General features: G+C 71.2%; 24 protein-coding genes and 1 pseudogene. 13 read left to right on the forward strand and 12 right to left on the reverse strand.

Going from position 1 to position 25,769, the window contains the following annotated elements:
* Positions 1–26 precede the first annotated feature (26 nt).
* The 3 genes from BLW14_RS18005 to BLW14_RS18015 form a co-directional block, all read right to left on the reverse strand.
* Positions 27–1,229 (reverse strand): DUF5667 domain-containing protein, encoded by a 1,203-nt coding sequence (locus tag BLW14_RS18005; protein WP_093708270.1) that lies wholly within the window; start codon positions 1,227–1,229, stop codon positions 27–29.
* 228 nt (positions 1,230–1,457) lie between these two features.
* On the reverse strand, positions 1,458–2,234 hold the full coding sequence (locus tag BLW14_RS18010) for an ECF subfamily RNA polymerase sigma factor, BldN family (protein WP_093708271.1): 777 nt from the start codon (positions 2,232–2,234) through the stop codon (positions 1,458–1,460).
* Positions 2,235–2,521: 287 nt separating this feature from the next.
* Positions 2,522–3,454: an HAD family hydrolase gene (locus BLW14_RS18015; RefSeq protein ID WP_093708272.1), complete on the reverse strand. Its 933-nt coding sequence runs from the start codon at positions 3,452–3,454 to the stop codon at positions 2,522–2,524.
* A 105-nt stretch (positions 3,455–3,559) separates the two neighbouring features.
* On the opposite strand from BLW14_RS18015, the gene BLW14_RS18020 reads away from it, so the two are divergent.
* From BLW14_RS18020 to hemB, 6 genes are all read left to right on the forward strand, one after another.
* Entirely contained in the window at positions 3,560–3,835 is a 276-nt protein-coding gene (locus BLW14_RS18020) for a glutaredoxin family protein (protein WP_093708273.1), read from the forward strand.
* A 272-nt stretch (positions 3,836–4,107) separates the two neighbouring features.
* Positions 4,108–4,872 carry a redox-sensing transcriptional repressor Rex gene (locus tag BLW14_RS18025; protein WP_019521240.1) on the forward strand — a complete coding sequence of 255 codons (765 nt, stop codon included), beginning with the start codon at positions 4,108–4,110 and terminating at the stop codon, positions 4,870–4,872.
* Complete coding sequence (locus BLW14_RS18030) at positions 4,869–6,263, forward strand: glutamyl-tRNA reductase (RefSeq protein ID WP_093708274.1); 1,395 nt, start codon at positions 4,869–4,871, stop codon at positions 6,261–6,263. The genes BLW14_RS18025 and BLW14_RS18030 overlap by 4 nt, the downstream gene beginning before the upstream one ends.
* Positions 6,260–7,222 carry a hydroxymethylbilane synthase gene (hemC, locus tag BLW14_RS18035; protein WP_093708275.1) on the forward strand — a complete coding sequence of 321 codons (963 nt, stop codon included), beginning with the start codon at positions 6,260–6,262 and terminating at the stop codon, positions 7,220–7,222. Before BLW14_RS18030 ends, hemC begins: the two co-directional genes overlap by 4 nt.
* Positions 7,219–8,886, forward strand: coding sequence for a bifunctional uroporphyrinogen-III C-methyltransferase/uroporphyrinogen-III synthase (locus tag BLW14_RS18040; RefSeq protein ID WP_026243272.1), 1,668 nt, complete (start codon positions 7,219–7,221; stop codon positions 8,884–8,886). The genes hemC and BLW14_RS18040 overlap by 4 nt, the downstream gene beginning before the upstream one ends.
* A gap of 111 nt (positions 8,887–8,997) precedes the next feature.
* Complete coding sequence (hemB, locus tag BLW14_RS18045; RefSeq protein WP_093708276.1) at positions 8,998–9,993, forward strand: porphobilinogen synthase; 996 nt, start codon at positions 8,998–9,000, stop codon at positions 9,991–9,993.
* A 31-nt stretch (positions 9,994–10,024) separates the two neighbouring features.
* On the opposite strand, the pseudogene BLW14_RS18050 reads toward hemB, so the two are convergent.
* Positions 10,025–10,445: pseudogene (locus BLW14_RS18050) on the reverse strand (PIN domain nuclease).
* Between the two features lie 427 nt (positions 10,446–10,872).
* Between BLW14_RS18050 and BLW14_RS18055 the strand changes: the two are divergent.
* Complete coding sequence (locus BLW14_RS18055) at positions 10,873–11,880, forward strand: MarR family transcriptional regulator (protein WP_093708277.1); 1,008 nt, start codon at positions 10,873–10,875, stop codon at positions 11,878–11,880.
* A gap of 19 nt (positions 11,881–11,899) precedes the next feature.
* On the opposite strand, the gene BLW14_RS18060 is transcribed toward BLW14_RS18055, so the two are convergent.
* Together BLW14_RS18060 and BLW14_RS18065 are read right to left on the reverse strand one after the other, a co-directional pair.
* A complete protein-coding gene (locus BLW14_RS18060; RefSeq protein WP_093708278.1) occupies positions 11,900–12,139 on the reverse strand; it encodes a DUF397 domain-containing protein in 240 nt (79 codons plus the stop codon).
* Positions 12,136–12,921: a helix-turn-helix domain-containing protein gene (locus BLW14_RS18065; RefSeq protein ID WP_371128080.1), complete on the reverse strand. Its 786-nt coding sequence runs from the start codon at positions 12,919–12,921 to the stop codon at positions 12,136–12,138. The genes BLW14_RS18060 and BLW14_RS18065 overlap by 4 nt, the downstream gene beginning before the upstream one ends.
* A 152-nt stretch (positions 12,922–13,073) precedes the next feature.
* Here BLW14_RS18065 and BLW14_RS18070 point away from each other — a divergent pair, with 152 nt between their 5' ends.
* A complete protein-coding gene (locus BLW14_RS18070; RefSeq protein ID WP_093708280.1) occupies positions 13,074–13,508 on the forward strand; it encodes an ATP-binding protein in 435 nt (144 codons plus the stop codon).
* Here the strand turns inward: BLW14_RS18070 and BLW14_RS18075 are convergent.
* Positions 13,483–13,827 (reverse strand): hypothetical protein, encoded by a 345-nt coding sequence (locus tag BLW14_RS18075; RefSeq protein WP_093708281.1) that lies wholly within the window; start codon positions 13,825–13,827, stop codon positions 13,483–13,485. The two genes, BLW14_RS18070 and BLW14_RS18075, sit on opposite strands and share 26 nt — an antisense overlap.
* Positions 13,828–13,917: 90 nt before the next feature.
* On the opposite strand from BLW14_RS18075, the gene BLW14_RS18080 reads away from it, so the two are divergent.
* The gene (locus BLW14_RS18080) at positions 13,918–14,331 is read left to right on the forward strand and encodes a DUF3224 domain-containing protein (protein WP_093708282.1); all 414 of its coding nucleotides are present in this window, start codon (positions 13,918–13,920) and stop codon (positions 14,329–14,331) included.
* Here the strand turns inward: BLW14_RS18080 and BLW14_RS18085 are convergent.
* On the reverse strand, positions 14,325–15,029 hold the full coding sequence (locus tag BLW14_RS18085) for a DUF4232 domain-containing protein (RefSeq protein WP_093708283.1): 705 nt from the start codon (positions 15,027–15,029) through the stop codon (positions 14,325–14,327). The genes BLW14_RS18080 and BLW14_RS18085 overlap by 7 nt on opposite strands.
* 342 nt (positions 15,030–15,371) lie before the next feature.
* Here BLW14_RS18085 and BLW14_RS18090 point away from each other — a divergent pair, with 342 nt between their 5' ends.
* On the forward strand, positions 15,372–16,727 hold the full coding sequence (locus BLW14_RS18090) for a helix-turn-helix domain-containing protein (protein WP_093708284.1): 1,356 nt from the start codon (positions 15,372–15,374) through the stop codon (positions 16,725–16,727).
* Positions 16,728–16,769: 42 nt separating this feature from the next.
* Here BLW14_RS18090 and BLW14_RS18095 read toward each other — a convergent pair whose 3' ends face one another.
* Positions 16,770–18,032: a choice-of-anchor A family protein gene (locus tag BLW14_RS18095; RefSeq protein WP_093708285.1), complete on the reverse strand. Its 1,263-nt coding sequence runs from the start codon at positions 18,030–18,032 to the stop codon at positions 16,770–16,772.
* Positions 18,033–18,175: 143 nt separating this feature from the next.
* Here BLW14_RS18095 and BLW14_RS18100 point away from each other — a divergent pair, with 143 nt between their 5' ends.
* Positions 18,176–19,411, forward strand: a complete 1,236-nt coding sequence (locus tag BLW14_RS18100) for a phospholipase D-like domain-containing protein (protein WP_093708286.1) — start codon at positions 18,176–18,178, stop codon at positions 19,409–19,411.
* Between the two features lie 73 nt (positions 19,412–19,484).
* On the opposite strand, the gene BLW14_RS18105 is transcribed toward BLW14_RS18100, so the two are convergent.
* The gene (locus BLW14_RS18105; protein WP_093710773.1) at positions 19,485–19,856 is read right to left on the reverse strand and encodes an ATP-binding protein; all 372 of its coding nucleotides are present in this window, start codon (positions 19,854–19,856) and stop codon (positions 19,485–19,487) included.
* A 236-nt stretch (positions 19,857–20,092) separates the two neighbouring features.
* On the opposite strand from BLW14_RS18105, the gene BLW14_RS18110 reads away from it, so the two are divergent.
* A complete protein-coding gene (locus tag BLW14_RS18110; RefSeq protein WP_093708287.1) occupies positions 20,093–20,521 on the forward strand; it encodes a hypothetical protein in 429 nt (142 codons plus the stop codon).
* Between the two features lie 68 nt (positions 20,522–20,589).
* Here the strand turns inward: BLW14_RS18110 and argS are convergent, their stop codons facing one another.
* Positions 20,590–22,359, reverse strand: coding sequence for an arginine--tRNA ligase (argS, locus tag BLW14_RS18115; RefSeq protein ID WP_093708288.1), 1,770 nt, complete (start codon positions 22,357–22,359; stop codon positions 20,590–20,592).
* Between the two features lie 132 nt (positions 22,360–22,491).
* On the opposite strand from argS, the gene lysS reads away from it, so the two are divergent.
* Entirely contained in the window at positions 22,492–24,252 is a 1,761-nt protein-coding gene (lysS, locus tag BLW14_RS18120; protein ID WP_093708289.1) for a lysine--tRNA ligase, read from the forward strand.
* 58 nt (positions 24,253–24,310) lie between these two features.
* Here the strand turns inward: lysS and BLW14_RS18125 are convergent, their stop codons facing one another.
* A complete protein-coding gene (locus tag BLW14_RS18125; RefSeq protein WP_093708290.1) occupies positions 24,311–25,642 on the reverse strand; it encodes a DUF2637 domain-containing protein in 1,332 nt (443 codons plus the stop codon).
* Positions 25,643–25,769 lie beyond the last annotated feature (127 nt).

The raw sequence follows: 25,769 nt of genomic DNA on the forward strand, positions 1-25,769 counted from the left end.
CGCCGCCGCACCGCTGTGCCGGGGTCTCAGCCCTTCTCGTTCTCCGCGTCGATGCCGAGGCCGCCGATCAGGCCCGGGAGCAGCGGCGGGATGGTGATGTCCGGTGACGGCGTCGAGCTCGGGGTCTCCTTCGACGGGCTGCTCGCGTCGGGGGACGGCGGGTCGAAGAGGCCGTCCGCGCCGCCGCCGATCAGGCCGCCGGCCGGGCTGCTGCCGGTGTCCGAGGGGCGCGGCGACGTGCTGCTGCCGCCCGTGCCGTCGGCGTCCTCGTGGCGCGCGGAGGACGACGGGGACGGGGTGCGGGTGCCGGTGGAGGGGTCCGCGCTGGTGCCGGTGGAGCCGGAGCGCTGGGATTCGGCGCGCTTCTCCGGGGGGCGGGGGAGCAGCGACTGAAGCGGGGCGACCTCTTCGTCTATGGCGTCGAAGACCGAGCTGACCTGGTTGCCCACGTCGGTCAGCTGGACGGGGAGGCGGTCGCGGAGGCTGGTCCAGCTGTCGCGGTGGGAGCGGGAGAAGGTGTCCAGGGCCTGGATCGGGCCGAGGGCGCCGTCCCGTTCGTACGCGGCGTGGAGAAGGCGGTGGCCCTCGGTGGCGTCGTGGGTCATGCCGTTGAGCGTGCGGCGGATCTCGCCGAGCTGCTCGTGGTCGAGGTCGCCCGAGCGGGCGCGCTCCATGAGCCTGCGGGCCTCGCTGAGGCGGGTCGACGCCTGGTCGAGGTAGATCTCTCCGCGGTCGGTGTCGTCGCGGGTGAGGCCGAGGTGGATGTCCTCCATGCCGCGCTTCAGCCCGTAGAGCGAGTCACCGGGGAGGGCGTCGGAGCTGGCAGCGGCGACTCCGCCGAAGGCTCCCGCGGCCACTCCTACGGTGAGCCCGCCGGCGGCGAGGCCCTTGGTCCAGCGGGATCTGGGGCGCAGCTTGCGGAGCGGGGAGGCGCGGTGGCTGCCCCTGCTCCGCTGCCCGGGCACCGTAGGGTCCGCGGATGCGCCTCCCTGGGCGAACATGGCTTCCATGGCGGCGACGAGCTGGGCTCGCTGCACCACTTTGACCTCGGGGTCCAATACCGGCTTCGGCAGTTCACCGAGGCCGTTCGCCAGGGCCAACAGCGGTCCTTGGTCGGCCTGTTCGGCCGGGTCCTCGGGCTGTACGGCCGCCGCACCGCGGAGCGACTGCTCCTCCAGGGCCTGGGCGAAGGCGTTCGCCCGCCGGTGTGCCGAGACGTTTGCGATCACTGGCGGCACCTCCTCTCGTCATGACGGTCGACTCCCCTGGCTGTCCGGAAGGTTGCACACCTTGAGCGCTTCCACACGATCGAGTGAGCGTCTGCGGACATGGTGTGACGACAGGGGGCCTGCAACCGGCACAACGATTGGCGCGGCACTTGGGTTACGCACGAAAGATGATCGGACCAGTGCGTGATGAACCTACCGTCGGAACCGGCCGGGCCGGGGGAGCCGGGGTCAGCGGGCATCGTCCGGGAGGAGCCGGGCGAGGGTGCGGACCGCGCGGTACTGGAGGGTCTTGATCGCGCCCTCGTTCTTGCCCATGACACGGGCCGTCTCGGCGACCGAGAGGCCCTGCAGGAAGCGCAGGGTCACGCACTCCTGCTGCTGGGGGTTGAGCCGGCGCACGGCCTGGAGGAGTGCCTCGTTGGAGAGGTGCTCCAGGACGGAGTCCTCGGGGCTGCGGGCGACCTCGTTGGCGTCGAGCATTTCGCCGGTGGTCACTTCCAGTCGGAAACGACTGGATTTGAAGTGGTCGGCGACCAGGTTGCGCGCGATCGTGACCAGCCAGGCGCCGAAGTCGCGGCCCTGCCAGGTGAACGTGGAGATGCGGCGCAGGGCGCGCAGGAAGGTCTCGCTGGTGAGGTCCTCCGCCGTCGCCTTGCTGCCCACGCGGTAGTAGATGTAGCGGTAGACGGTGTCGCTGTACTGGTCGTAGAGGCGGCCGAAGGCGTCGGCCTCGCCGGCCTGGGCGCGTTCGACGAGCTCCATCATGCGCGCGCTGTCGCTGTCGGCGGCGGGCCGCCGGACCGGGGCAGCGGTCGCCGAGCCGCGGCTGCCGCGTCTTCCGACCGCTGCGGAGCGTTCGGCCAGGGCGTAGCAGGGGCCGGCAGGTGCAGGGGTGGCGAATGCGGGTACGGCGTACGCGGTGGGGACGAAGCCGCGCATGCGTTCGGCTACTGATGCGCGCAGCGTAGCCAGGCCCGAGGCGTCAACCCCGACGTGTGGGTACACGGGACTCCCAGAGGCAGAGCTTCCATCACGAGCAGTGCGAAACCGTCACTCGTCGTAGTGAGCGGCGGGTCCGGAATGCGTCTGAGGAGAATAACGCTTCGTACAGGCGGCGCTACGCCGAGTTGCGCAAATCACCGATTGGGTCGCTTCGGTGCCAACTTTTCGACGCACCAAGTGGCACATCGTGACCGCTTGTTGATCGATTTGCTTCGGTATCTGTCTGCGGGTGCGACGGGTTGTGGTCGGTGAAAAGAGTGCCCGGTGTTGACGTACGCAGACGCGGAGAGTCAGCGGCGGCGGCGGTGCAGGGCGACGGCCGCGGCCGTGCCGCCCGCGAGGGCGCCGACACCGGCGGCGGCCGGGATGCCGACCTTGGCCGCCTTGCGGCCGGTTCGGTAGTCGCGCAGCCGCCAGTCCAGGGCGCGGGCGTGCTTGCGGAGCTTGGTGTCCGGGTTGATCGCGTACGGGTGGCCCACCAGCGACAGCATCGGGATGTCGTTGTGCGAGTCGCTGTACGCGGCGCAGCGCGCCAGGTCCAGGCCCTCCGCCGCCGCCAGGGCGCGGACCGCCTCGGCCTTCGCGGGGCCGTGCAGGGGCTCGCCCACCAGGCGTCCGGTGTAGACGCCGTCGACCGACTCGGCGACCGTCCCGAGCGCCCCGGTCAGGCCGAGGCGGCGGGCGATGATCGTGGCGGTCTCCACCGGGGCGGCGGTGACCAGCCAGACCTTCTGGCCGGCGTCGAGGTGGGCCTGGGCGAGGGCGCGGGTGCCGGGCCAGATGCGGTCGGCCATGTACTCGTCGTAGATCTCCTCGCCGATGGACATCAGCTCGGAGACGCGGTGGCCCTTGACGATGGACAGGGCGCTGTCGCGGGCGTCCTGCATGTGCTCGGGGTCCTCGACGCCGGCCAGCCGGAACCACGCCTGCTGCCAGGCGAACCGGGTGAGTTCGCGGCGCTCGAAGAACTTCCGCTTGTAGAGGCCGCGGCCGAAGTGGAAGATCGCGGCGCCCTGCATCACGGTGTTGTCGAGGTCGAAGAAGGCGGCGGCCCGTTCGTCGCCGACGACGGGGAACTCGGGCTCCTCCGCCGCGCTCTCCTCGGCGGCGGATTCGGCTTCGAGCGAGGACTTCCGCGCGGCCTCCGCCGCGGCCTCGCCGGCCAGCACGCTGCGTGCGGTCGCGGAACGCCTGCGGGGGGTGAGCCATCCAAGAGCGGCCATGCGGTGAGCATAGCCAGTCGGTCCGGCCCTTCCGGTTCCGCCGTGGTGCCGCGGTGTGAACTCCTGGTGTCCGGGGCATCGCCGCGGGGGCCGCAGAATGAGGGCATGAGTGCCCTGCTGCGTCGTAGGAAGAAGAACCCCGCCGAGCGTGTGGTGACCCTGGTGGGGAAGCCCGGCTGTCACCTCTGCGACGACGCCCGCGCGGTCGTGCGCGCCGTGTGCGAGGAGACCGGTGCCTCCTGGGAGGAGAAGGACATCACCCGGGACGAGGAGCTGTACCGCGAGTACTGGGAGCAGATCCCCGTCGTGCTGGTGGATGACGAACAGCACACGTTCTGGCGGGTCGACCCGGCGAGACTGCGCAGCGCGCTGCTTTCCTGAGTGAAACGCGGTTACCATCGTGGGCGTTTTGAGTGGTCTCGGGGGCGTGGCTGTGAGGAGTGTGTGCTGCTTTGCCCCCTTCGGGCCTGCAACGGGCTGATGCGGTCCATGGTTCCTGGATCGCGCGACGGATGTGCGTGACCCCGGTCACTTTGACCGGACAAACCGGACACAATCTTTGTGCACGCGTTCACAAAGACATAGCCTGCATTCGACGGGGCGGTCTTGGGACATACGGCCGCCTGCAGCCCCGCTCATCCCGCAGGAGCACCGTGGCAACTGGCCGAAATCACCGACCGGCGACCCGTAGCCGAGGAATTCCCGAGGCCACCGTCGCCCGACTTCCGCTGTATCTCCGCGCGCTGACCGCGCTCTCCGAGCGCTCGGTCCCCACGGTCTCCTCCGAGGAGCTCGCCGCGGCGGCGGGGGTCAACTCCGCGAAGCTGCGCAAGGACTTCAGCTATCTCGGCTCGTACGGGACGCGCGGCGTCGGCTACGACGTCGAGTACCTCGTCTACCAGATCTCGCGCGAACTGGGCCTCACCCAGGACTGGCCGGTCGCCATCGTCGGCATCGGAAACCTCGGCGCGGCCCTCGCCAACTACGGCGGCTTCGCCTCGCGTGGCTTCCGGGTCGCCGCCCTGATCGACGCCGACCCGGCGATGGCCGGTACGCCCGTCGCGGGCATCCCCGTCCAGCACGCAGACGACCTCGACCGCATCATCAGCGAGAACGGCGTCTCCATCGGCGTGATCACCACGCCGCCCGGCGCCGCCCAGCAGGTGTGCGACCGGCTCGTCGCCGCCGGGGTCACCTCGATCCTGAACTTCGCCCCGACCGTCCTCTCCGTGCCCGACGGCGTCGACGTGCGCAAGGTCGACCTCTCCATCGAGCTCCAGATCCTCGCCTTCCACGAGCAGCGCAAGGCCGGTGAGGAGGGCGTCGACACCGCGCCCGACCCGGCCGCGCCGCCCGTGCGCGCCACCACCGGCCGGAAGGGACCCGACGGGGACATGCCCGCCGTGATGCCGGCATGAGCCTGCTCCTCGTGGGTCTGAGCCACCGCAGCGCCCCCGTCTCCCTGCTGGAACGGGCCTCGCTGGCCGCCGACACCCAGGCCAAGCTGCTCCAGGACACCCTGGCCGCCGAGCCCGCCGCCGAGGCCACGGTCCTCGCCACCTGCAACCGCATCGAGCTGTACGCCGACGTGGACAAGTTCCACGCGGGCGTCGCCGAGCTGTCCACGCTCCTCGCCCAGCACAGCGGCGTCGGGCTCGACGAGCTCACCCCGTATCTCTATGTGCACTACGAGGACCGGGCCGTCCACCACCTCTTCTCGGTGGCCTGCGGGCTGGACTCGATGGTCGTCGGCGAGGGCCAGATCCTCGGCCAGATCAAGGACGCGCTGGCCCTCGGGCAGGAGCTGCACACCGCGGGCCGGCTGCTCAATGACCTCTTCCAGCAGGCCCTGCGGGTCGGCAAGCGCGCCCACAGCGAGACCGGGATCGACCGGGCCGGGCAGTCGCTCGTCACCTTCGGCCTGGAACAGCTCGCCGACGGCCCCGACACCGCTGCCTGGGCCAAGGGCAAGCGCGCCCTCGTCATCGGCGCCGGCTCCATGTCCTCGCTGGCCGCCGCGACCCTGGCCCGCACCGGCGTCGCCGAGATCGTCGTCGCCAACCGCACCCGGGCCCGCGCCGACCGCCTGGTCGAGATCCTGAACCAGCCCGGCGGGACCGGAGTGCGCGCGCACGCCGTGGAGATGGGCGAGGTCACGGGCGAACTGACACGTGCCGACATCGCCGTCTCGTGCACCGGCGCCACCGGCCTCGTGCTCACCGCCGACGCCGTGGCCGACGCCCTCGGCCTCGCCCCCGCCCGGGACGCGGCGAGCGGCCTGATCCCGGCGCAGTCCACCGGACCGGTGCGCCTGGCGCTGCTCGACCTCGCCATGCCGCGCGACATCGACGCGGGCGCCGGACGCCTCGACGGTGTGCGCCTCGTCGACATCGAGTCGCTCGCGGAGGCGTCGGCCGACGCCCCGATGGCCGCCGATGTGGACCAGGTGCGCACCATCGTCGCCGACGAGGTCGCCGCCTTCGGTGCCGCCCAGCGCGCCGCCCACATCACCCCGACCGTCGTCGCCCTGCGCACGATGGCCGCCGGTGTGGTCGCGGACGAGATCGCGCGGCTGGACGGACGCCTCCCCGACCTGGACGAGAAGCAGCGCGCCGAGATCACGCAGACCGTGCGCCGCGTCGTCGACAAGCTCCTGCACGCGCCCACCGTGCGGGTCAAGCAGCTCGCCAGCGAGCCCGGCGGAGCCGGGTACGCGGACGCGCTGCGAGAACTCTTCGACCTCGACCCGCAGACGGTCGCCGCCGTCTCCCGGGCAGACCTGAACGACCCGAATCGAGGGCGGTCATGACCGACAACTCACCCCTGCGACTGGGGACCAGGCGCAGCAAGCTCGCCATGGCGCAGTCCGGGCACGTCGCCGACGCGGTCAGCGAGGTGACCGGCCGCGCCGTCGAACTCGTCGAGATCACCACGTACGGGGACACCTCGCGGGAGCACCTGGCGCAGATCGGCGGCACCGGCGTGTTCGTCGCCGCGCTGCGCGACGCGCTGCTGCGGGGCGAGGTGGACTTCGCCGTCCACTCGCTCAAGGACCTGCCGACCGCGCAGCCCGAGGGCCTCGTGCTGGCCGCCGTGCCGGTCCGCGAGGACCCGCGAGACGTGCTGATCGCCCGGGACGGGCTGACCTTCGCGCAGCTGCCGGCCGGCGCCCGTGTCGGCACCGGCTCGCCGCGCCGCATGGCCCAGCTCAACGCGTACGCCCGGAGCCACGGCCTCGACATCGAGACCGTGCCGATCCGGGGCAACGTCGACACCCGGATCGGGTTCGTACGTGACGGCGAGCTGGACGCGGTGGTTCTCGCCGCGGCCGGGCTCAGCCGCCTCGGCCGCAGCGGTGAGGTGACCGACTTCCTTTCGGTCGACACCGTGCTGCCCGCTCCCGGCCAGGGAGCACTGGCGATCGAGTGCGCTGCGAGCAGCGCCGACCTCGCCGCCGCGCTCGCCGAGCTCGACGACCCGTACACCCGGGCCGCCGTGACCGCCGAGCGTGCCCTGCTCGCCGCCCTGGAGGCCGGCTGCTCCGCACCCGTGGGTGCGCTGGCCGACCTCCTCGCCGACGGTCAGGCTGTCAACGAACTGCGCCTGCGCGGTGTCGTCGGTTCCACCGACGGTGCCTCGCTGGTGCAGATGTCCACCACCGGTCCCGTTCCCACGTCGCACGACGACGCGGCGGCGATCGGTCGCGAACTCGCGGCCGACATGCTTGCCAAGGGTGCGGCCGGTCTTATGGGGGAGCGAGCACTTTGAGCCCCACCGGCCCCGCCGCATCCGATTTCCCGGTCCAGTCCGCAGGGCACGTCACCTTCCTCGGTGCCGGTCCCGGCGACCCGGGACTGCTGACCCTGCGCGCCGTCGAGGCGCTTGCGAGCGCGGACGTCCTTGTCGCCGAACCGGATGTCCTCGGCGTCGTCCGCTGCCATGCGCGGGCAGGCGTAAGCACGCCTGAGCTGACGGTTGTTGACGCCCAGTCAACAGCCGCCGGGGTGCCCGTTCTCAGGGATGCGGCCAATCTTGTCATGGAGGCCGCGAAGGGCGGCAGGCGGGTCGTCCGTGCCGTGGCCGGCGACCCCGGCCTGGACGGGAACGCGGCCGGCGAGATGCTCGCCTGCGCCTCGGCCGGCATTCCCTTCGAGGTCGTCCCGGGCATCGCCAATGCCGTGGGGGTGCCCGCGTACGCAGGGGTGCCGCTGCGGGACGCGCAGGGCGCGGACGTACGGTTCGTCGACGCCCGTACGGCCAGTGACCGGTGCTGGAGCGAGGTCGGCGCGAGCGACGCCACGTGCGTCATCTCGACGTCGCTCGACGCGGTGGCCGCCGCCGCCGGTGAGCTGGTCGCGGCGGGCCGCAAGCCCGACACCCCGCTGACCGTCACGGCCGCCGGTACGACGACGCGCCAGCGCACCTGGACGGCGACCCTCGGGACGATCGCCCAGGTCTTCAAGCAGGGCAAGGTGCTGCCGTCGCCGGAGGGGCACCAGCCGGTCATAGCCGTGGTCGGGGAGCGCAGCTCCGCCGCCCAGCGCGACCAGCTCGCGTGGTTCGAGTCCAAGCCGATGTTCGGCTGGAAGGTGCTCGTGCCGCGTACGAAGGAGCAGGCGGCCTCGCTCTCCGACCAGCTGCGTTCCTACGGTGCGGTGCCGCACGAGGTGCCGACGATCGCCGTCGAGCCGCCGCGTACGCCCCAGCAGATGGAGCGCGCGGTCAAGGGCCTGGTCACCGGCCGGTACGAGTGGATCGCCTTCACCAGCGTCAACGCCGTGAAGGCCGTCCGGGAGAAGTTCGAGGAGTACGGGCTCGACGCCCGGGCCTTCGCCGGGATCAAGGTCGCGGCCGTCGGCGAGCAGACCGCCGCCGCGCTGATCGACTTCGGCGTGAAGCCGGACCTGGTGCCCTCGGGCGAGCAGTCCGCCGCCGGGCTGCTTGAGGACTGGCCGCCGTACGACCCGGTCTTCGACCCGATCGACCGCGTCTTCCTGCCGCGTGCCGACATCGCCACGGAGACCCTGGTGGCCGGGCTGATCGAGCTGGGCTGGGAGGTCGACGACGTCACCGCGTACCGCACGGTCCGCGCCTCGCCGCCGCCCGCCGAGACCCGCGAGGCGATCAAGGGCGGCGGCTTCGACGCGGTGCTCTTCACCTCGTCCTCGACCGTGCGCAACCTGGTCGGCATCGCCGGCAAGCCGCACAACGTGACGGTCATCGCGTGCATCGGCCCCGCCACGGCGAAGACCGCCGAGGAGCACGGGCTGCGCGTGGACGTCCTGTCGCCGGAGCCCTCGGTGCACAAGCTGGCCGAGGCGCTGGCCGAGTTCGGCGCGCGGCGCCGGGACGCGGCGCGGGAGGCCGGTGACCCGGTGACCCGGCCCAGCGAGCGCCGTCCGGGTGCGCGCAGGCGGCGTACGACGACCTGACCGGTGCTGTGACGCGGGGCCCGCCGCCTCTTCGTGAGGCGGGCGGGCCCCGTCGCTTTCCCGGCACGGGTGTCGGTAAGAGCGTGGGGCGGGCGGGTCTACGCTCGAAGGATGACTGTGTACGGAAACTTCCCCGGCTCGCGGCCCCGTCGGCTGCGGACGACCCCCGCGATGCGGCGGATGGTCGCCGAGACACGGCTCGATCCGGCCAACCTGATCCTGCCCGCGTTCGTCCGCGAGGGCATCGACGCCCCGGTCCCGGTCTCGGCCATGCCCGGCGTGCAGCAGCACACCCTGGACACCCTGCGGAAGGCCGCCGTCGAGGCGGTCTCGGCCGGGGTCTCGGGGCTCATGCTGTTCGGCGTCCCGCTGGACGAGAAGAAGGACGGCCGGGGCACGGCGGGCACCGACCCGGACGGCATCCTCCAGGTCGCACTGCGCGCGGTGCGCGAGGAGGTGGGCGACGACCTCATCGTCATGTCGGACCTGTGCCTGGACGAGTTCACCGACCACGGCCACTGCGGTGTGCTGACCGGGGACGGCCGCGTCGACAACGACGCCACCCTGGAGCGGTACGCGGAGATGGCCCAGGTCCAGGCCGACGCGGGCGCCCATGTGGTCGGCCCCAGCGGGATGATGGACGGCCAGGTCGGCGTCATCCGCGACGCGCTCGACCAGACGGGCCACGAGGACGTCTCGGTCCTCGCGTACACGGTGAAGTACTCCTCCGCGTTCTACGGCCCGTTCCGCGAGGCCGTCGGCTCCTCGCTCCAGGGCGACCGCAAGACCTACCAGCAGGACCCGGCCAACATCCGCGAGTCCCTGCGCGAGCTGGCGCTGGACCTCGAAGAGGGCGCGGACATGGTCATGGTCAAGCCGGCCGGCCCGTACCTGGACATCGTGGCCAAGGTCGCCGAGGCGTCGGACGTGCCGGTCGCCGCGTACCAGATCAGCGGCGAGTACTCCATGATCGAGGCCGCCGCCGAGAAGGGCTGGATCGACCGGGACGCGGCGATCATGGAGAGCCTGACCGGCATCCGCCGCGCGGGCGCCCAGCTGATCCTGACGTACTGGGCGACGGAGGTCGCGCAGCGGCTGGGGCGTTGACGGCCGGGCGGTGATCTTCGGGGTTCCCCGGCTACTTGCGCCGCTCGGGCCCGTACCACTGGAGGGGCTGGCCGGTCACTGCGGCGATGCACTCGAAATCGTGGTCAGTGCAGCAGGGTGAGCCCCTGCAATTCGGCCGTCGCGGCGACGACGAGATCCACCGCACCGGCGCTGCGGTGCTTGCCTTGCTTGGTGAGGGCCTCCTGAACCTGCGAGGCCCGGTCGTAGGCCCGGGCGTCGACCGGGACCCAGCCGAAGATCAGGCGGACGTCCTCGATGCCGCGTGCCCTGTCGGCGGCGGACCGGGCGCTGTAGAAGAACTCGAGTTCGGTGATCGGGCACGTGGCGATGAGTCCGGCGGCCGCAGCCTGGTCCCAGCCGTGCTGCTCCGCGTCGCTCCGCATGAACCGGGCGAGGGCGCTGGTGTCGATCAGGTAGAGAGCAGCGTTCACCGGCGGTAGTTCCGCTTGTCCTCGAAGAGCGCCCCATCTGTCACTGGCGGTAGGGCTTGGGTGGGGGCCCGGGGCCCGGGTCTCGGGGTGCGAGTTTCGGGGTGCGAGTTTCGGGACGGTCCTGTTCCCTCTTTCGTGTGTACGGAAAGGGGGCTCCGCCCGAGTCTTGGGACCCGGGTGCCGGGCGTCGGGATTCGGGCTTCGGGAGTCGAGCGCTGTTGTACAACCGGTAGGGAAAAGAAGGGTTGGGGAAAACCTCCCCGCCCTCCCTGCCCCGTCACGGCGAGCAAGTGTGACTATTCGTGACCGACTTGCGACGCGGCGTCGCGGCTGCTTACGGTGCCGCCAGACGAAGCGACCCCGACGCGGTGTTGGCACACCGGCCGGGGTCTCACCTCAAGATCGCCCAAGCGAAAGTTCCGATCCTGTGGCTGCACAAAACTTTAGCCCCGTCCTGTCGACGTCCGCTCGTTCGGCCCCGTATCCGAAGGCCAGTCCCGGCTACGGAAAGCGAGCTGTTCCTGGTCAACGCCCGGCTCAGGCCGACGACTTCGCGTTCCTCCCGGAGCGGGAGCGGTACATCGCGGGTTACGTAGACCGCCTTCCCGACGGTGCGGCGATGGGCATCAAGTCCCTGGCCAAGTGCCAGCCCCTGTACGGGCAGATGGCTGTCGGCAGCGCGCTGCGGGCTCTGGCAGTGGCCGGGCATCTGCGTCAGGTCCGGTGCGCGGTCGATGGCGGCGAGGGTATTCGCTGGGTGACCCGCACGTTCTGGTCGCGTACGGCCCGGGACAACGAGTGGTGGACCGCCTTCCTCGGCGCCGAGGAGAGCCGCTGCGCGCCGCAGCCGGCCGTGGCGCCCGTGGGCCCGCCGCCGTGGGTTCCGGCCGAACCCGCCGCCATGGACGCGGCGGGGGCCCGGCCATCCGCCCCGGTCCTGCCGAAGCAGCGCACCGAGGAGCCGCAGGTCCCGTCACCCGCGTACCTCGCCCTGGCAGGGCTGGGCCGTACCGACGCGCGGCTGGCGCTTTCCGCCGCCGACTGTGCGGTGCTGGAGCAGCTGGCCGGCCAGTGGTTCGCACGCGGTGTGGACGCGGACTACCTCACCCGTGCCCTCATCGCCGGGCTTCCCGAAGCCGTCGACTCACCCGTGGGCTTCGTCCGGCGCCGCCTAGTCGACAAGCTCCCGCCGCAGCTCCCCGCCCCCGCTCCTGCCTCCGCCGCGCAGGACGGCCCCGCCCGCCACCTGATGATCGAGTGCGCCGACTGCCGCACACCCGGCCCGCCCGAGGTCTTCCGCGACGGGCTGTGCGGCCCCTGCCTCCGCAGCACCCATAGCCCCGCCGCCGACCCCGCACCCGAGAAGGACCCCGGCGCCGGGTGCGACGTCCAAGGCCACGTACAACGCATCCGCGAGCAGTTGCGGGCGCGCTGAACCACTGCCTGCCGGGCGCTCAGGAGCCGAGGTGCGCGGCGAAGGCCGTCCAGGTGGTGGGGTCGAGGGTGAGCGTGGGGCCTTCGGGGTTCTTCGAGTCGCGGACGTGGACGGCGGAGGGGTGGGCGGCGACCTCTACGCAGGCGCCGCCCTGTTCGCTGCTGTAGCTCGACTTCTTCCAGTCGTAGGCGACTTCGAGGCACTCCCCACCGTCGCTGCCGCTGTAGCTGGACTTGAACCACTCAAGTGCGGTGCTCATAACTCTCCTAGAAGCCTGTCCAGCAGGGCCCTCGTTTCCTCGGTGTTGAGAGCCTGCGTTCGCAGCATCGCATACCTCTGCGCGAGGATGCTGATCTCATCCGGATCGGAGATGAGCTGGCTGCCCCGCTGACTTTCCGTGTAGGCGATGCGTTGATAGTCAGGCGTCTCCAGCAGGATGAACGGTCCATCGAGACCCGCGTGATGCGTCCGAGCCAATGGCATGATCTGGAGCGAGATGCCTGGCCTTTCGGCGTAGGCCCGCAGGTGGCGAAGTGTTTCGCGATACGTCTCCTCGCCGCCGATGCGGTCTCGGACGACCGCCTCGGAGATGACGAAGCTGGTGGTGGGCGGCACATCGCGACGCAGGATCTCCTGGCGCTCCAGACGCTTGGCCACGTGCGCCTCGATCTCGTCCCGGCTGAACGTGGGCACTCGGCTGTCGAACACGGCCCGCGCGTAGCGCTCGGTCTGGAGCAGGCCGGGTAGGACCTGATTGGCGAAGAAGCAGAGAGCAAGGGCGCTCTGCTCCAGGTCCATGTACTCCTCCGCCCAAGCCGGGATCAGGTCCACCTCCGGCAGGTTCTCCACCGCCGTCGCCAGCGCCCCCTTCGTGTCCAGCAGGTCGTCCATGCGGCGGGCCAGGGGCAGTTGGAGGGCGCGTCTGCCCTGCTCGACGGAGGCGATGGTCTCCGGCTGGGTGCAGGTCTCCTCGGCCAGTTGGCGCTGGGTCATTTCTGCCGCGATGCGGAACCGGGCGACCAGCGCGCCCACCAGTTTCATTGCCGACGCGTTCCTGCGCTGCCGCTTCCTGGGTTGCATAGGGTCCCCACTTCCCACCCGCGTTCGTACTTCACGCGCGCCCGACCCGTACAAGAAAGGTGTACGGGTCTGCGCACTGCGACAGCCTAGTCACCGAGTGTGACGCTCGTCGCATGAACGAGACGATGCAACTCCCACACATCCCACAGCTGCGCGAGCGGTTCTTCCGGCGGGAGCGCCGGTCGGTCCGGGAGGCCAGGGAGTACGTACGGAGCGCGCTGGCCGACTGGGGGTTCGGTGAGGCGCGGGCGGACGACGTGGTGGTGTGTGTGAGCGAGCTGGCCACCAACGCGCTGGTGCACGGGGTGCCGCCGGGGCGTGGATACCGGCTGATGCTGTGGCTGCACGAGGGTCAGGTGCGGGTCGAGGTGCACGACACCGGGGACGGCGAGCCCGGGGTGCGGGAGCCCGACGGGGAGTCGGGGCGGGGGCTGGTGATCGTCGACGCGCTGGCGGACCGGTGGGGGGTGGGGGAGCGGGTGCCGGGCAAGGTCGTGTGGTGCGAGTTCGGTGTCCAGGCGCCTACGGCCAGTCCACGACGGCCATGAAGAGCGCACACGAGAGGAAGACGGTGACGGGTGCGGCCAGGGCGAGGAGGACCGTGGTCACCGGCCGGCGCTGGGCGAACACCCAGCTCGCGACCATCGTGAGGAACGCCAGCGCCAGGCCGCAGAGGAACAGGATCCAGCCCGTGTTGAAGCTCGTGGCGAAGCCGTGGTTCTCCGCCTCCGAGCACGCCTCGCAGGCCACCGAAGCGAACACGCCCAACACCCAGGTGTAGAAGGCGAGCGGCGGCGTCACGATCGTGGAGATCAGCGGGGCGATCCAGGTCTTGCGGCGGCGGTTGGGCACGGCGGGATACGACATGCGTGCGATTCCACCAGTCGGGGTGTTCCGGCACATGAGTTGTCGTACCTAGGCCCTCGACTGTCGTACCCGGTCCCTACGATCGGGCGCATGAGAGCTTCCGGAACCTTCACCGTCAACTCCTTCGTGCCGTCCGAGCTGAAGCCCGAGCCCGAGGTGGTCACCGCGCTGCCCGTCGGGGTGGCGACCATCGTGAAGACCTTCGAGGGCGAGGTGGCGGGGCGGTCGACGACGCTGTTCACTGCTGCCTTCGACCAGGAGAGCGGCGCCGGTACGTACATCGCCATGGAGTCCTTCGAGGGCGCGCTCGCCGGGCGTGAGGGGACGTTCAACTTCGTGCACGCGGCCTCGACCACCGGCGATGACCGGGTGGACGAGTTCTTCACGATCGTGCCGTCGAGCGGGACCGCCGCCCTCGCCGGGATCAGCGGGGGCGGCGGTCTCGCCGTCGACGAGGACGGCACGCACCGGATCTGGTTCGACTTCGAGCTCGCCGGTCAGTAGGTGAGCGCGTCGGCCATCTCGCTCTGCCAGTAGGTGACGAAGCCGTTGTCGTCCCAGTAGGTCCCGGCGGGCAGCGTCAGTTCGGTCGACGCGGAGTTGATGGGCCCGTCGTTGCGGTCGGCGAAGGTGACCCCGAGGTGCTTGCTCGGGTAGGGCTTCTGACCGGTGGGCTCACCGGTCAGGCCGATCCCGGCGTACGCCGCCTGGCCCGGGGCCAGCGTCACCACGGCCTGCGGCTTGCTGTCCTGGAGCACCCGGAAGACCGCCTGCGCGCCGTCGAAGCGGAGCATGGGCGCGTGGTACGCGTAGCAGGGGCGGTCGCCCGTGTTGGTGACCGTGAGCAGCAGGTGGTTGATGGGACGGCTCACCTTGGTGACGGTGACCTTCGTGTTGGCGCCGGTGCAGGTGACCGGGGTCTTCGGCTTGGGCTTCGGCTTGGCGGCGGGGGCCTCGGTCCTCGGAGTGGTGGCCGGGGCCTTCGGCTTGGAGTCGGAGGCCGGTTCGGTGTCCGTCGGGGACGTCGAGTCCTTCTCGGGCGCGGTCGTGGCCTCCGGCGTCGGCGAGCCGGAGACGTCCTGGACTGCCTGCGCCGGCTTCTTCGCGTCGGTGCCGTCGTCTCCGCCGCACGCCGTGAGCGAGAGCGCGGCGAGCAGGGTGGTGGCTGCCAGGACGGTGGTGCGGATGCGGTTGCTGCGCATGGTGGTACTCCCCGTGAGTGTGCTCGGTCGGTGGTCGGTGGTCGGTGGTTCGTATGCTGCGGTCAGTTGCGGCAGATCAGGAGCAGGACGATCGCGGTCGTCACGATCACCACTCCGATGGCCAGCGCATCGGTCAGCCCGATGCGGAAGAGGGTTCGCATGAAGCCGGTCCCCCGTGGTCGCTGTGCTGTGGTCTGGTCCGAGCTTGTGGCACGGCCGATTCCAGCCGCAACGCCCGCCGCACCATTGGGGATGCTGGAATGGCTGCGCGTACTGTGACCTGGGCAGATTCCACGTCCCTGGAACGGTGATCCGGGACGGACCAGGAGGGGGAACGCCGCAGTGACGACGCCGGAGGCCGAGGAGTTCGCGGCCCTGCTGAAGAAACTGAAGGACCGTTCGGGGCGCAGTTACGGGGTGCTGGCCGGGCGGCTGCACGTCAGTACGTCGACGCTCCACCGGTACTGCAACGGGGACGCGGTGCCGGGTGAGTTCGCGCCGGTTGAGCGGTTCGCCCGCCTCTGCGGGGCCACGGCCGACGAGTTGGTGGAGATCCACCGGCGCTGGATCCTGGCCGACGCGGCGCGGGGGCGGGGGAAGGCGGAGACGGCGGTTGCGGGCACGGTCGCGGCTGCGGAATCGGATGCTCCGGTTCCGGCGCCACCTGTCGAGCCCGAGCCGGAGCCCGTGAGCGCGGAGCCGGAGCCCGCTCCCGAGGACCCGGAGCCCGACCCCGTACGCGTGGCCCCCGCCCCCGCGCCCTCTTCCCGCTGGCGCCGGGCGTCCGCCCGTACGCGGGTGCTGCTCGCCGCCGCCGCGGTCGTCGCGCTCACCGTGCCCACCGCCGTGGTCGTCGACCAGTTGAAGGGGACCGGTTCCGACGCGGCCGTCGGCCTGACGGACACGCGGAGCACCGGGGAGGGGAAGGGCGCCGACGCCGTCTCCGCGTCCCCGCACAGCCCGTCGCCGTCCGTCAGCGCGTCGAGGAGCCCGAGCCCGTCCGTGAGCGCGGGGTCCGCCAGTCCCTCCGTACGGTCGTCACCGTCCGCCTCGCGCACCACCGGCGGGACGGAGACCGAGACCGGGCGGCCGCCCACGGTGACCATCAGCTCGTACAACTGGGAGGCGCCGTGCGGGCAGTACTACCTGCTCGCCCAGGACCCGAAGACCGTGCCGCCCCCGCCGCCGCCGGACAGCACCCGGGGCTGGGCGCGGGCGCTCGGCGGGGTGGACGGCGGTGGCATGCGGCTGGAGCTGACCGTGCAGGGCACCTCCCAGCAGGCGGTCGTCCTGAACAGCCTCCGGGTGAAGGTGCTGAGCCGGCGGGCGCCCGTGCAGCAGCCCGCGTTCTCGATGGGCGAGGGGTGCGGCAGCGGCATCGAGCCCCAGTCCTTCGACGTGGACCTGGACGACAGCCGCCCCTCGCTCACCCCGGTCGCCGGGCAGCAGGGCGACGAGGTCGTGCCGGCCAAGGACTTCCCGTTCCGGGTGTCGTCCAGCGATGTGGAGGTCTTCGACCTGGACGCGCACGTGGAGGGCCACGACGTCAGCTGGTACCTGGAGCTGGAGTGGAGCAGCGGCGGCCGCACGGGCACGCTGCGCGTCGACGAGGGCGGCAAGCCGTTCCGTACGAGCAGCATCGCGGGGCGGCCGGAGTACTACTACCGCTACGACACGTCGGTCTGGGAGAAGCGCTGAGCGGTACGCGGACCCGGTGGACCGCGTACCGCTCGCGCGGGGTCAGGCGCGCTTGCGGCGGCGCGCCACGACGACCAGGGCAGCACCGGCGGCGACGACGGCGGCGCCTCCGACGGTGATCGGGATCATGTTGCCGCTACCGGTCGTGGCCAGGTCGCCCTCGGGCTGCGAGGGGCTGGCGGACGGCGCCGGGGCGCCGGGAGTCGCCGAGCCCGACGGGGTGCCGGACGGCGTCGCGGTGCCGGACGGGGTGGCCGAGGGCGCCGGGGTGGTGGTAGCCGGGGGCGTGGTCGACGGCGTGCCGCTCGGGGTGGTACCGGGCGTCGGGGTGCCGGTGCCGGGGACCTCGGGGAGGCAGCCGGTGAACGGGAAGTGGTGCGTCTCCGCGCCGCCCGAGCCGTGCAGCGAGGCCACCCAGACCGAGCCGTTGACGGGGGCGGCCGTGCCCAGCTCCAGGTGGGCACGGGGCGCGAGCACGCTGCCGGGCCAGGCGGCCTGGCTGTTCTTGACGATCTTGTCGGCGTTCGGGAAGTTCCACAGGAGCTTGGCGCGGACCGCGCCGTCGTCCGCGCTCTGCAGCTTGTCGTCCAGGACGAAGTCCTTGCCGCCCGACAGGAAGAAGCCCGTCGTGCCGGCGGTCGCCATGTCGTACGACTGGCCCGTGACGTTGACGATCGTCGTCGCGCCTGCCGGAACCTTGACGAAGACCTCCTTCGCCTTCTCCAGCTTCGACGCGTCCACGGAGAACACGTTGCGACCGCTGTCCGTGCCGGTCAGCGTCAGCCGGTTCCCGTCGAGGCTCACCGAGGCGCCGGACGTGGCCGCTTCCTTGGCCAGGGCGTCCGAGTAGGCGCGCAGCTTGGCGAACTCGCCGTCGAAGTCGATGAGATCGGCCTTCTTGGCGAAGGTGCCGTTGTGCATTTCGAGGGCCCGGTCCTTGACCGCGCCGCCGACGACGGCGTTGCCCTTCATCACGACGGTGGCCGAACCGCCGTTGACCAGGTCGCCGCGCACGACGAGCGACGTGCGGCCGGGCAGCGCGTCGACCTGGGCGGCCGTCAGCTCGTTGCCGACGCTGAACCCGCCGCTGAAGTCGGCGTTGCCGCCGACGGCCACGGCGCCCTCGGCATCGGGGGAGTGGACGTCGTCCCCGAGGACGAACTCGCCGTACTTCCCGGCGATCCCGAAGGCGTCGGTGGTGCAGTCCGCGGTGGCGGGGGCGGCCTGGGCGGCCGGAGCGACGGTGAGCCCGAGAACGAGGGCACCGCCGAGCGCCGCGAGTGCGGCGGAGGTCGGTATGCGCATAGTGCGTGGTTCTCCTGCTGAGCAGTTATGAAGGTTCTGTGGCGACTTCGGCCATGATTCTCACACTTACGGAAATTGGTCAAGACCAATGGGGCGATCGATGGGGCGGGTTGGGCCGGGGGCGCCGGGGAAGATGGTGAGCCATGACGAGCAGCACGGACGACAGACCGGAACTCCGCCCGACCCTTTCCGGCACACCCCTCGCCCCCGGGGACGCGGCCCTCACCGAGCGCGCCCACCGGCTCCGGCGACGGCTGGAACGGCTCATCGGGATCGCCGCGACCGAGGGGAACGAGCTCATCCCGTTGCGGAACGGCGACGCCATCTTCACCGCGATGCTGGACGCCATCCGGGGCGCCGGGCACACCGTGGACATGATGACCTTCGTCTACTGGCGCGGTGACATAGCCGAGGAGTTCGCGGCCACGCTGGCGGAACGGGCGCGCGCCGGGGTGCGGGTGCGGCTGCTGCTCGACGGGTTCGGGAGCAGGCTCATAGAGAAGGACCAGCTCCGCGCCATGGAGGACGCGGGCGTCCAGGTCGCCTGGTTCCGCAAGCCGTTGTACCTCTCCCCGCTGAAGCAGAACCACCGCTGCCACCGCAAGGTCCTCGTGGTGGACGAGGAGACCGCGTTCACCGGCGGCGTGGGCATCGCCGAGGAGTGGTGCGGGGACGCGCGCGACGAGAACGAGTGGCGCGACACGCACGTACAGGTGCGGGGCCCCGCGGTGGACGGCCTGGCCGCCGCGTTCGCGCAGAACTGGGCCGAATGCCACGACGAACTCTTCGACGACCGCGACCGGTTCCGGAACATCCCGCCGCACGGCGACGCCGTGGTGCAGGTCGTGCGCGGCTCGGCCAGCGTCGGCTGGCAGGACATGCAGACGCTGCTCAGGGTCGTCCTGGAGTCCGCCGAGGAGCGCGTCAGGATCGCCACGGCCTATTTCGCGCCGGACGTCTTCTTCATCGAACTCCTGTGCGCGGCGGCGCGGCGCGGAGTCGAGGTCGAGATCCTGCTTCCCGGCCCGCACACCGACAAGCGGGTCTGCCAGCTCGCCGGCCAGCTCTACTACGAGCAGCTGACGGAGTGCGGGGTGAAGATCTACCACTACCAGCCGACGATGATGCACGCCAAGGTCGTCACCGTGGACCGGGTGGCCGCGCTGATCGGGTCCACCAACATCAACCGCCGCTCCCTCGACCACGACGAGGAGGTCATGCTCGCGGTCATGGACCGGACGTTCACCGAGAAGCTGGACGCCCACTTCGAGCAGGACCTGGCGGTCAGCGAGCGGATCGAGGGGCGGCGGTGGCGGCGCCGGCCGGTCGTCCAGCGGCTTCGCGAGGCCGCGGTCGTACCGCTGCGCCGCTTCCTGTGAGAAGGCGCTGATTTCCCCGAAAGGGACGGGCCGCGGGGTCCCGTTCCGGATTTCCCGCGGACCTGTCCCGTCCTCAGCGCGCCATTTCGATGCAAATGATCTTGCCCTGGGATGAATGGTCGCGAATTTCGGCCCTCTTGGCCAAGCGCGTGATCAGGGGCCAGCCGAAACCCCCCGTGCCCCCGCGGAGGTCGGGTGTCCGCTGCTTCGGCCGCTCGGGACTGGGGTCGGTGACCGACACGTACAGAGTGGTGTCGTCCGCTCCGAACGCCAGCCCGGTCACCGCCCCCGCGTGCCGGATCGCGTTCGTCACCAGTTCGGACACCAGCAGCAACAGGTCCTGCACGGTCGTCGCCGCCGGCCGCGGGACGAGGGTCGCGATGAATGCCTTGGCTGCCGCGCGCGCGTCGGCGGCCCGGGCGGGCGGCGGCTCGGACGCCGTCATCGCGTGCGGCGAGGGAGACACGGTCGCTGATTCGAGGTCAGACATCTTCTCCCCCGGAGAACTGATCGTTGAACGGTCTGAATTCTTCTTCTGCCCTCCCGCCCCAGGCGTATCCGGCTTTTTTCGACTTCACGGCACGAGAGATTGCACACGCCCCGGTCCGGGCATACGGGGCAGAGAAATTCCGGCCTGCCGGATCCACCCGGACACATGGCCGCGGGCGAAGGGAACACTTCATGACCGACCCAGCCGGAGCCGCCGGGGAAACGATCGGGATGATCACCCAGCCGGTGCCCGATCTCCAGCTTCAGCTCCTGATCCAGCTGCTCGACCGGGAGACCCGGTCCGGCCTGCCTCTGACGCTCGCCGTTCCCGCCGGGGTGCTGCACGGCGACGTGATCGGTCATGAGGCGTGGAAGGCGGAGTGGGCCCGCAGCCTGCGTCAGGTCGAGGGCGAGGGGGCGAACCTCCTCGCGGAGTTCCCCGAGACGGTGGACCAGGGCCTCAAGGAGATGGCGGCCGAGGAGGAAGCCCCGTTCCTGCCCCGGTGGATCCACCTGCGGGACGCGACCCTCGTCTGCGGCGGCGTGGCCCCGCTGCGGCTGCCCCTGTGGCGCGGCCGGCTGGCAGACGTCTCCGGATGGGCGCTGGGACGGCCCGAGTAGGCAAGCCGGGACGGGCGCCGAGCAGGCAAGAGGGGCGGGGCCGCGAAAGCCCCGCCCCTCCCTTCGCCTCAGAGCCGCTCGGGCGTCCGGATGCCGAGCAGCTCCATGCCCCGGTGCAGGGTCCGGGCGGTGATGTCGCAGAGGAACAGCCGGTTCTCGACGACCTCGGCCGTGTTGTCCTCGCTCAGCACGTGGCACTGGTCGTAGAACGTCGTGTACAGCGACGCGAGCTGGTAGAGGTACGCGGCCAGCTTGTGCGGCTCGTAACCGGCGGCCACCTCTGCCAGTACCTCGCCGAACTGGTCCAGATGCAGGCCGAGCGCCCGCTCCGCCGGGGCCAGCTCCAGCTCCGGGTGCGCCACCGGCTTCGCGTCGCCCGCGTTGCGCAGGATCGACTGGATGCGCGCGAACGCGTACTGGATGTACACCGACGTGTCGCCGTTCAGCGCCACCATCTGGTCCAGGTCGAACTTGTAGTCCCGCACGGCGGAGGTCGACAGGTCCGCGTACTTCACGGCGCCCACGCCGACGTACCGGCCGTTCTCGGCGATCTCCTCCTCGGTCAGGCCCACCTTGTCGGCCTTGCCCCGGACCACGTCGGTGGCCCGCTCGACGGCCTCGTCCAGCAGGTCCTCCAGCCGGACCGTGACGCCCTCACGGGTCTTGAACGGCTTGCCGTCCTTGCCGAGCACCGTGCCGAACGCCAGCTGGTGCGCCTTCACGCCCTCGTTCAGCCAGCCCGCCCGCCGGGCCGTCTCGAAGACCATCTTGAAGTGCAGCGACTGCCGTACGTCCACCACGTACAGCAGGCTGTCCGCCTTGAGGTTCTGCACCCGGTCCCGGATCGCGGAGAGGTCGGTCGCCGCGTAGCCGTAGCCGCCGTTCGACTTCTTGACGATCAGCGGGACCTTGTTGCCGTCCGGGCCCAGCACGTCGTCGAAGAAGACGCACAGCGCACCCTCGGAGCGGACCGCGACGCCCGTTTCCTCCAGGATCCGGCAGGTCTCCTCCAGCATGTCGTTGTACCCGGACTCACCGACGATGTCGGGGTCGCTGATCTCCATGTCCAGCTTGTCGAAGACCGAGTAGAAGTAGATCTTCGACTCGTCCACGAACCGCTGCCACATGGCCAGCGTCTCCGCGTCGCCCGCCTGGAGCGCGACCACCCGGTCCCGGGAGCGCGCCTTGAACTCCTCGTCCGAGTCGAACAGGGCCCGCGACGCCTTGTACAGCCGGTTCAGCGAGGACATCGCGGCCTCGCCGTCCTGCGCGGCACCCTCGTGGTCCAGCTCGTGCGGGTGCTCCACGAGGTACTGGATGAGCATGCCGAACTGGGTGCCCCAGTCACCGATGTGGTGCCGCCGGACCACGGACTCGCCCGTGAACTCCAGGATCCGCACCATCGCGTCACCGATCACCGCGGACCGCAGGTGGCCGACGTGCATCTCCTTGGCCACGTTCGGCTGCGCGTAGTCGACGACCGTCGTGCCCGCCGCCGCGTTCACCGGCACACCCAGCCGGTCGCCGTCAGCGGCGCGCGCGGCCAGCGTCCCGGTGATCGCCCGGTCGGTGAGCGTGACGTTCAGGAAGCCCGGGCCCGAGACCTCGACGTCCTTGATCAGGTCCGAGGCCGGGAGCGCGTCGGTGACCTTCGCGGCCAGCTCGCGCGGGTTGCCCTTGAGCTTCTTGGCCAGCGCCAGGATGCCGTTGGCCTGGAAGTCGGCCCGGTCGCTTCGGCGCAGCAGCGGATCGGCGGTGCCCGCATCCGGCAGAGCTGCCGTCAGGGCGTCCGCCAGCTGCTGCTGGAGCGTGGAAGCGAGGGAATTGACCGAGGCCATGAGCTGGCTGCCGTTTCGGTAGAGGACACAGGATCGGTCCAGTATTCCACGGGGTGTAAAGCCGTTTTCGTTGTGCGGCCCGCACCTGGGAGAATGGGCGGTGCCCCTACGAGTCCTACACGAGAGAAGGACGTGCCGACCGTGGCTCAGAGTCAGAGCAGCACCGAGACCGACTGGGTCTCCCGCTTCGCGGACGATGTCATCGCCGAATCGGAGCGTCGTGCGCCTGGCAAACCGGTCGTCGTCGCCTCCGGCCTCTCCCCGTCCGGCCCGATCCACCTGGGCAACCTCCGCGAGGTCATGACCCCGCACCTGGTCGCCGACGAGATCCGCCGCCGCGGGTACACCGTGCGCCACCTGATCTCCTGGGACGACTACGACCGCTACCGCAAGGTGCCGAACGGCGTCCCCGGCGTCGACGAGACCTGGGCCGAGCACATCGGCAAGCCGCTGACCTCCGTGCCCGCCCCGGCCGGGTCCGCGTACCCGAACTGGGCCGAGCACTTCAAGGCCGCGATGACCGCGTCCCTGGACGAGCTGGGCGTCGAGTACGACGCCATCAGCCAGACGGAGCAGTACCTCGCGGGCACCTACCGCGAGCAGATCCTGCACGCCATGCGCCACCGCGCGGACATCGACGCCGTCCTCGACCGCTACCGCACCAAGAAGGACCCGGCGGCCGGCGGCAAGGGCGGCAAGAAGCCCCAGCAGAAGAAGGTCGACGAGGCCGAGCTGGAGGCCGAGACCGGCTCCGGCGCGGCGAGCGAGGACGACGGCTCCGGCGGTTCCGGCGGCTACTTCCCGTACAAGCCCTACTGCGGCAACTGCGAGAAGGACCTCACCACCGTCACCTCGTACGACGACGACACCACCGAGCTGAACTACACCTGCACGGCCTGCGGCTTCGCCGAGACCGTCCGGCTGAACGAGTTCAACCGCGGCAAGCTCGTCTGGAAGGTCGACTGGCCCATGCGCTGGGCCTACGAGGGCGTGATCTTCGAGCCCAGCGGCGTCGACCACTCCTCGCCCGGCTCCTCGTTCGTCGTCGGCGGCCAGATCGTCCGCGAGATCTTCGACGGCGTCCAGCCGATCGGCCCGATGTACGCCTTCGTCGGCATCTCCGGCATGGCCAAGATGTCCTCCAGCAAGGGCGGCGTGCCCACCCCGGCCGACGCCCTGAAGATCATGGAGGCCCCGCTGCTGCGCTGGCTCTACGCCCGCCGCAGGCCCAACCAGTCCTTCAAGATCGCCTTCGACCAGGAGATCCAGCGGCTCTACGACGAGTGGGACTCGCTGGCCCGCAAGGTCGCCGACGGCACGGTCCTCCCGGCCGACGCCGCCGCGTACGCCCGCGCGATCGGCACCGCCGCCGGTGAGCTGCCGAGCACGCCGCGCCCGCTGCCGTACCGCACGCTCGCCTCGGTCGCCGACATCACCGCCGGCGCCGAGGACCAGACGCTGCGCATCCTCAGCGAACTGGACCCGGAGAACCCGCTCACCTCGCTGGACGAGGCACGCCCGCGCCTCGACCGCGCGGAGAGCTGGATCACCACCCAGGTGCCCGCCGACGCCCGCACCGTCGTCCGCGACGAGCCCGACAAGGACCTCCTCGGCTCGCTCGACGACGAGGGCCGCGAGTCGCTGCGGCTCCTCCTGGAGGGCCTGGACACCCACTGGTCCCTCGACGGCCTGACCACGCTCGTCTACGGCGTGCCGAAGGTCCTCGCGGGCCTGGAGCCCGACGCCAAGCCGACGCCCGAGCTGAAGACCGCCCAGCGGTCCTTCTTCGCCCTGCTCTACCGGCTGCTCGTCAGCCGCGACACGGGCCCGCGCCTGCCCACGCTGCTGCTCGCCGTGGGCGCGGACCGGGTGCGCAGGCTGCTGGGCGCCTAGTACGGATGCGCCGAGGGGCCGTCTCCCGGTGGGAGGCGGCCCCTCGTGCGTTACGCGCTCACGCGATGTGGTCGGCTTCCAGCTCCGCGTGGTAGCGCTGCTTGAAGGCCGGCATCAGCTGCCGGAGCAGCGCCTCGCTGCGCGGGTGGCGGACGTTGTGGCCGTCCGAGAGGTGTATGTCGAGCACCGCGACGCTCGGGTAGTCGTTGTGCTCGGCGACGAACGCGGAGAACACCTCGTACGCGATCTGCGCGAACTCCTCGTCCTCCTGCGCCCATTCGTCGACGGGCGCGGGTGCGGACGCGGGCGTGGATACGGGCACCTCGTCCTGGGCGTCCGGGCCGCCGTTGCCGACCGTGCCCACGTTGCCCAGGGGCCGGGTGCGGCCGCCGGGGCCCGTGGGGACCTGGTGCGGCGTGGGGCCCTCGACCTCGAAGTCCGGGTCGTACCCGCCCTCGTACACCTTGGCGGTCGCCTGGGACGGGAACCAGGGGTTGTCGTCGCCGGCGGGCTGCCCGGGGCCCTGGGGGTGTTCCTGGGGCTGCTCCTGGGGCTGCTGGAACTCCGCCGGTACGGCCTGGGCCTCCGGGGTCGCGGTGTGGGGCAGCTCGGGGTGCTGCTGGGCGGTCTCGACCGCGGCCGGGACCGCCTGGTCCCGGGACGCCGCGCCGGGGGCGGCGGGCGTCTGCGGGGCGGGGGGCAGCAGGGCCGGTTCGATTCCGGCGGCGGCCAGGCCGGCGGGGCCGGTCTCGGCGAGCGGGACGCCGTACTTCGCGAGGCGCAGCGGCATCAGGGACTCGACGGGGGCCCTGCGCCGCCAGGCGCGGCCGTAGCGGGCCTGGAGGCGGGCCTGGTAGATCAGCCGGTCCTGTTCGAGCTTGATGACCTGCTCGTAGCTGCGCAGCTCCCACAGCTTCATCCGGCGCCAGAGCCGGAAGGTGGGGATGGGGGAGAGCAGCCAGCGGGTGAGGCGGACGCCCTCCATGTGCTTGTCGGCCGTGATGTCCGCGATCCGGCCCACCGCGTGGCGGGCGGCCTCGACGGCGACGACGAACAGGACGGGGATGACCGCGTGCATCCCAACGCCGAGCGGGTCGGGCCAGGCGGCTGCGCCGTTGAACGCGATCGTCGCGGCCGTCAGCAGCCAGGCGGTCTGGCGCAGCAGCGGGAACGGGATGCGCAGCCAGGTCAGCAGCAGGTCCAGCGCCAGCAGGACGCAGATGCCCGCGTCGATGCCGATCGGGAAGACCAGCGAGAAGTCCCCGAACCCCTTGCTCAGGGCCAGCTCGCGCACCGCCGCGTACGAACCGGCGAAGCCGATCCCGGCGATCAGCACCGCGCCGGCCACGACCAGCCCGATCAGCACCCGGTGCGTGCGCGTCAGCTGCATCGCAGCCACCCCCCATCCCCTCCCTGTTCCCTTGTCCCTCGGTGCCTTGGCGTCGTCTTGGCGCCGACTTGGCACCGCCTTGGCTTGTTTCCGGCGGGCACAGCCTGGCACATGTGTGCGACGGGTG

The organism is Streptomyces sp. 2131.1 (genome assembly GCF_900105515.1).
Lineage (GTDB): Bacteria > Actinomycetota > Actinomycetes > Streptomycetales > Streptomycetaceae > Streptomyces > Streptomyces drozdowiczii.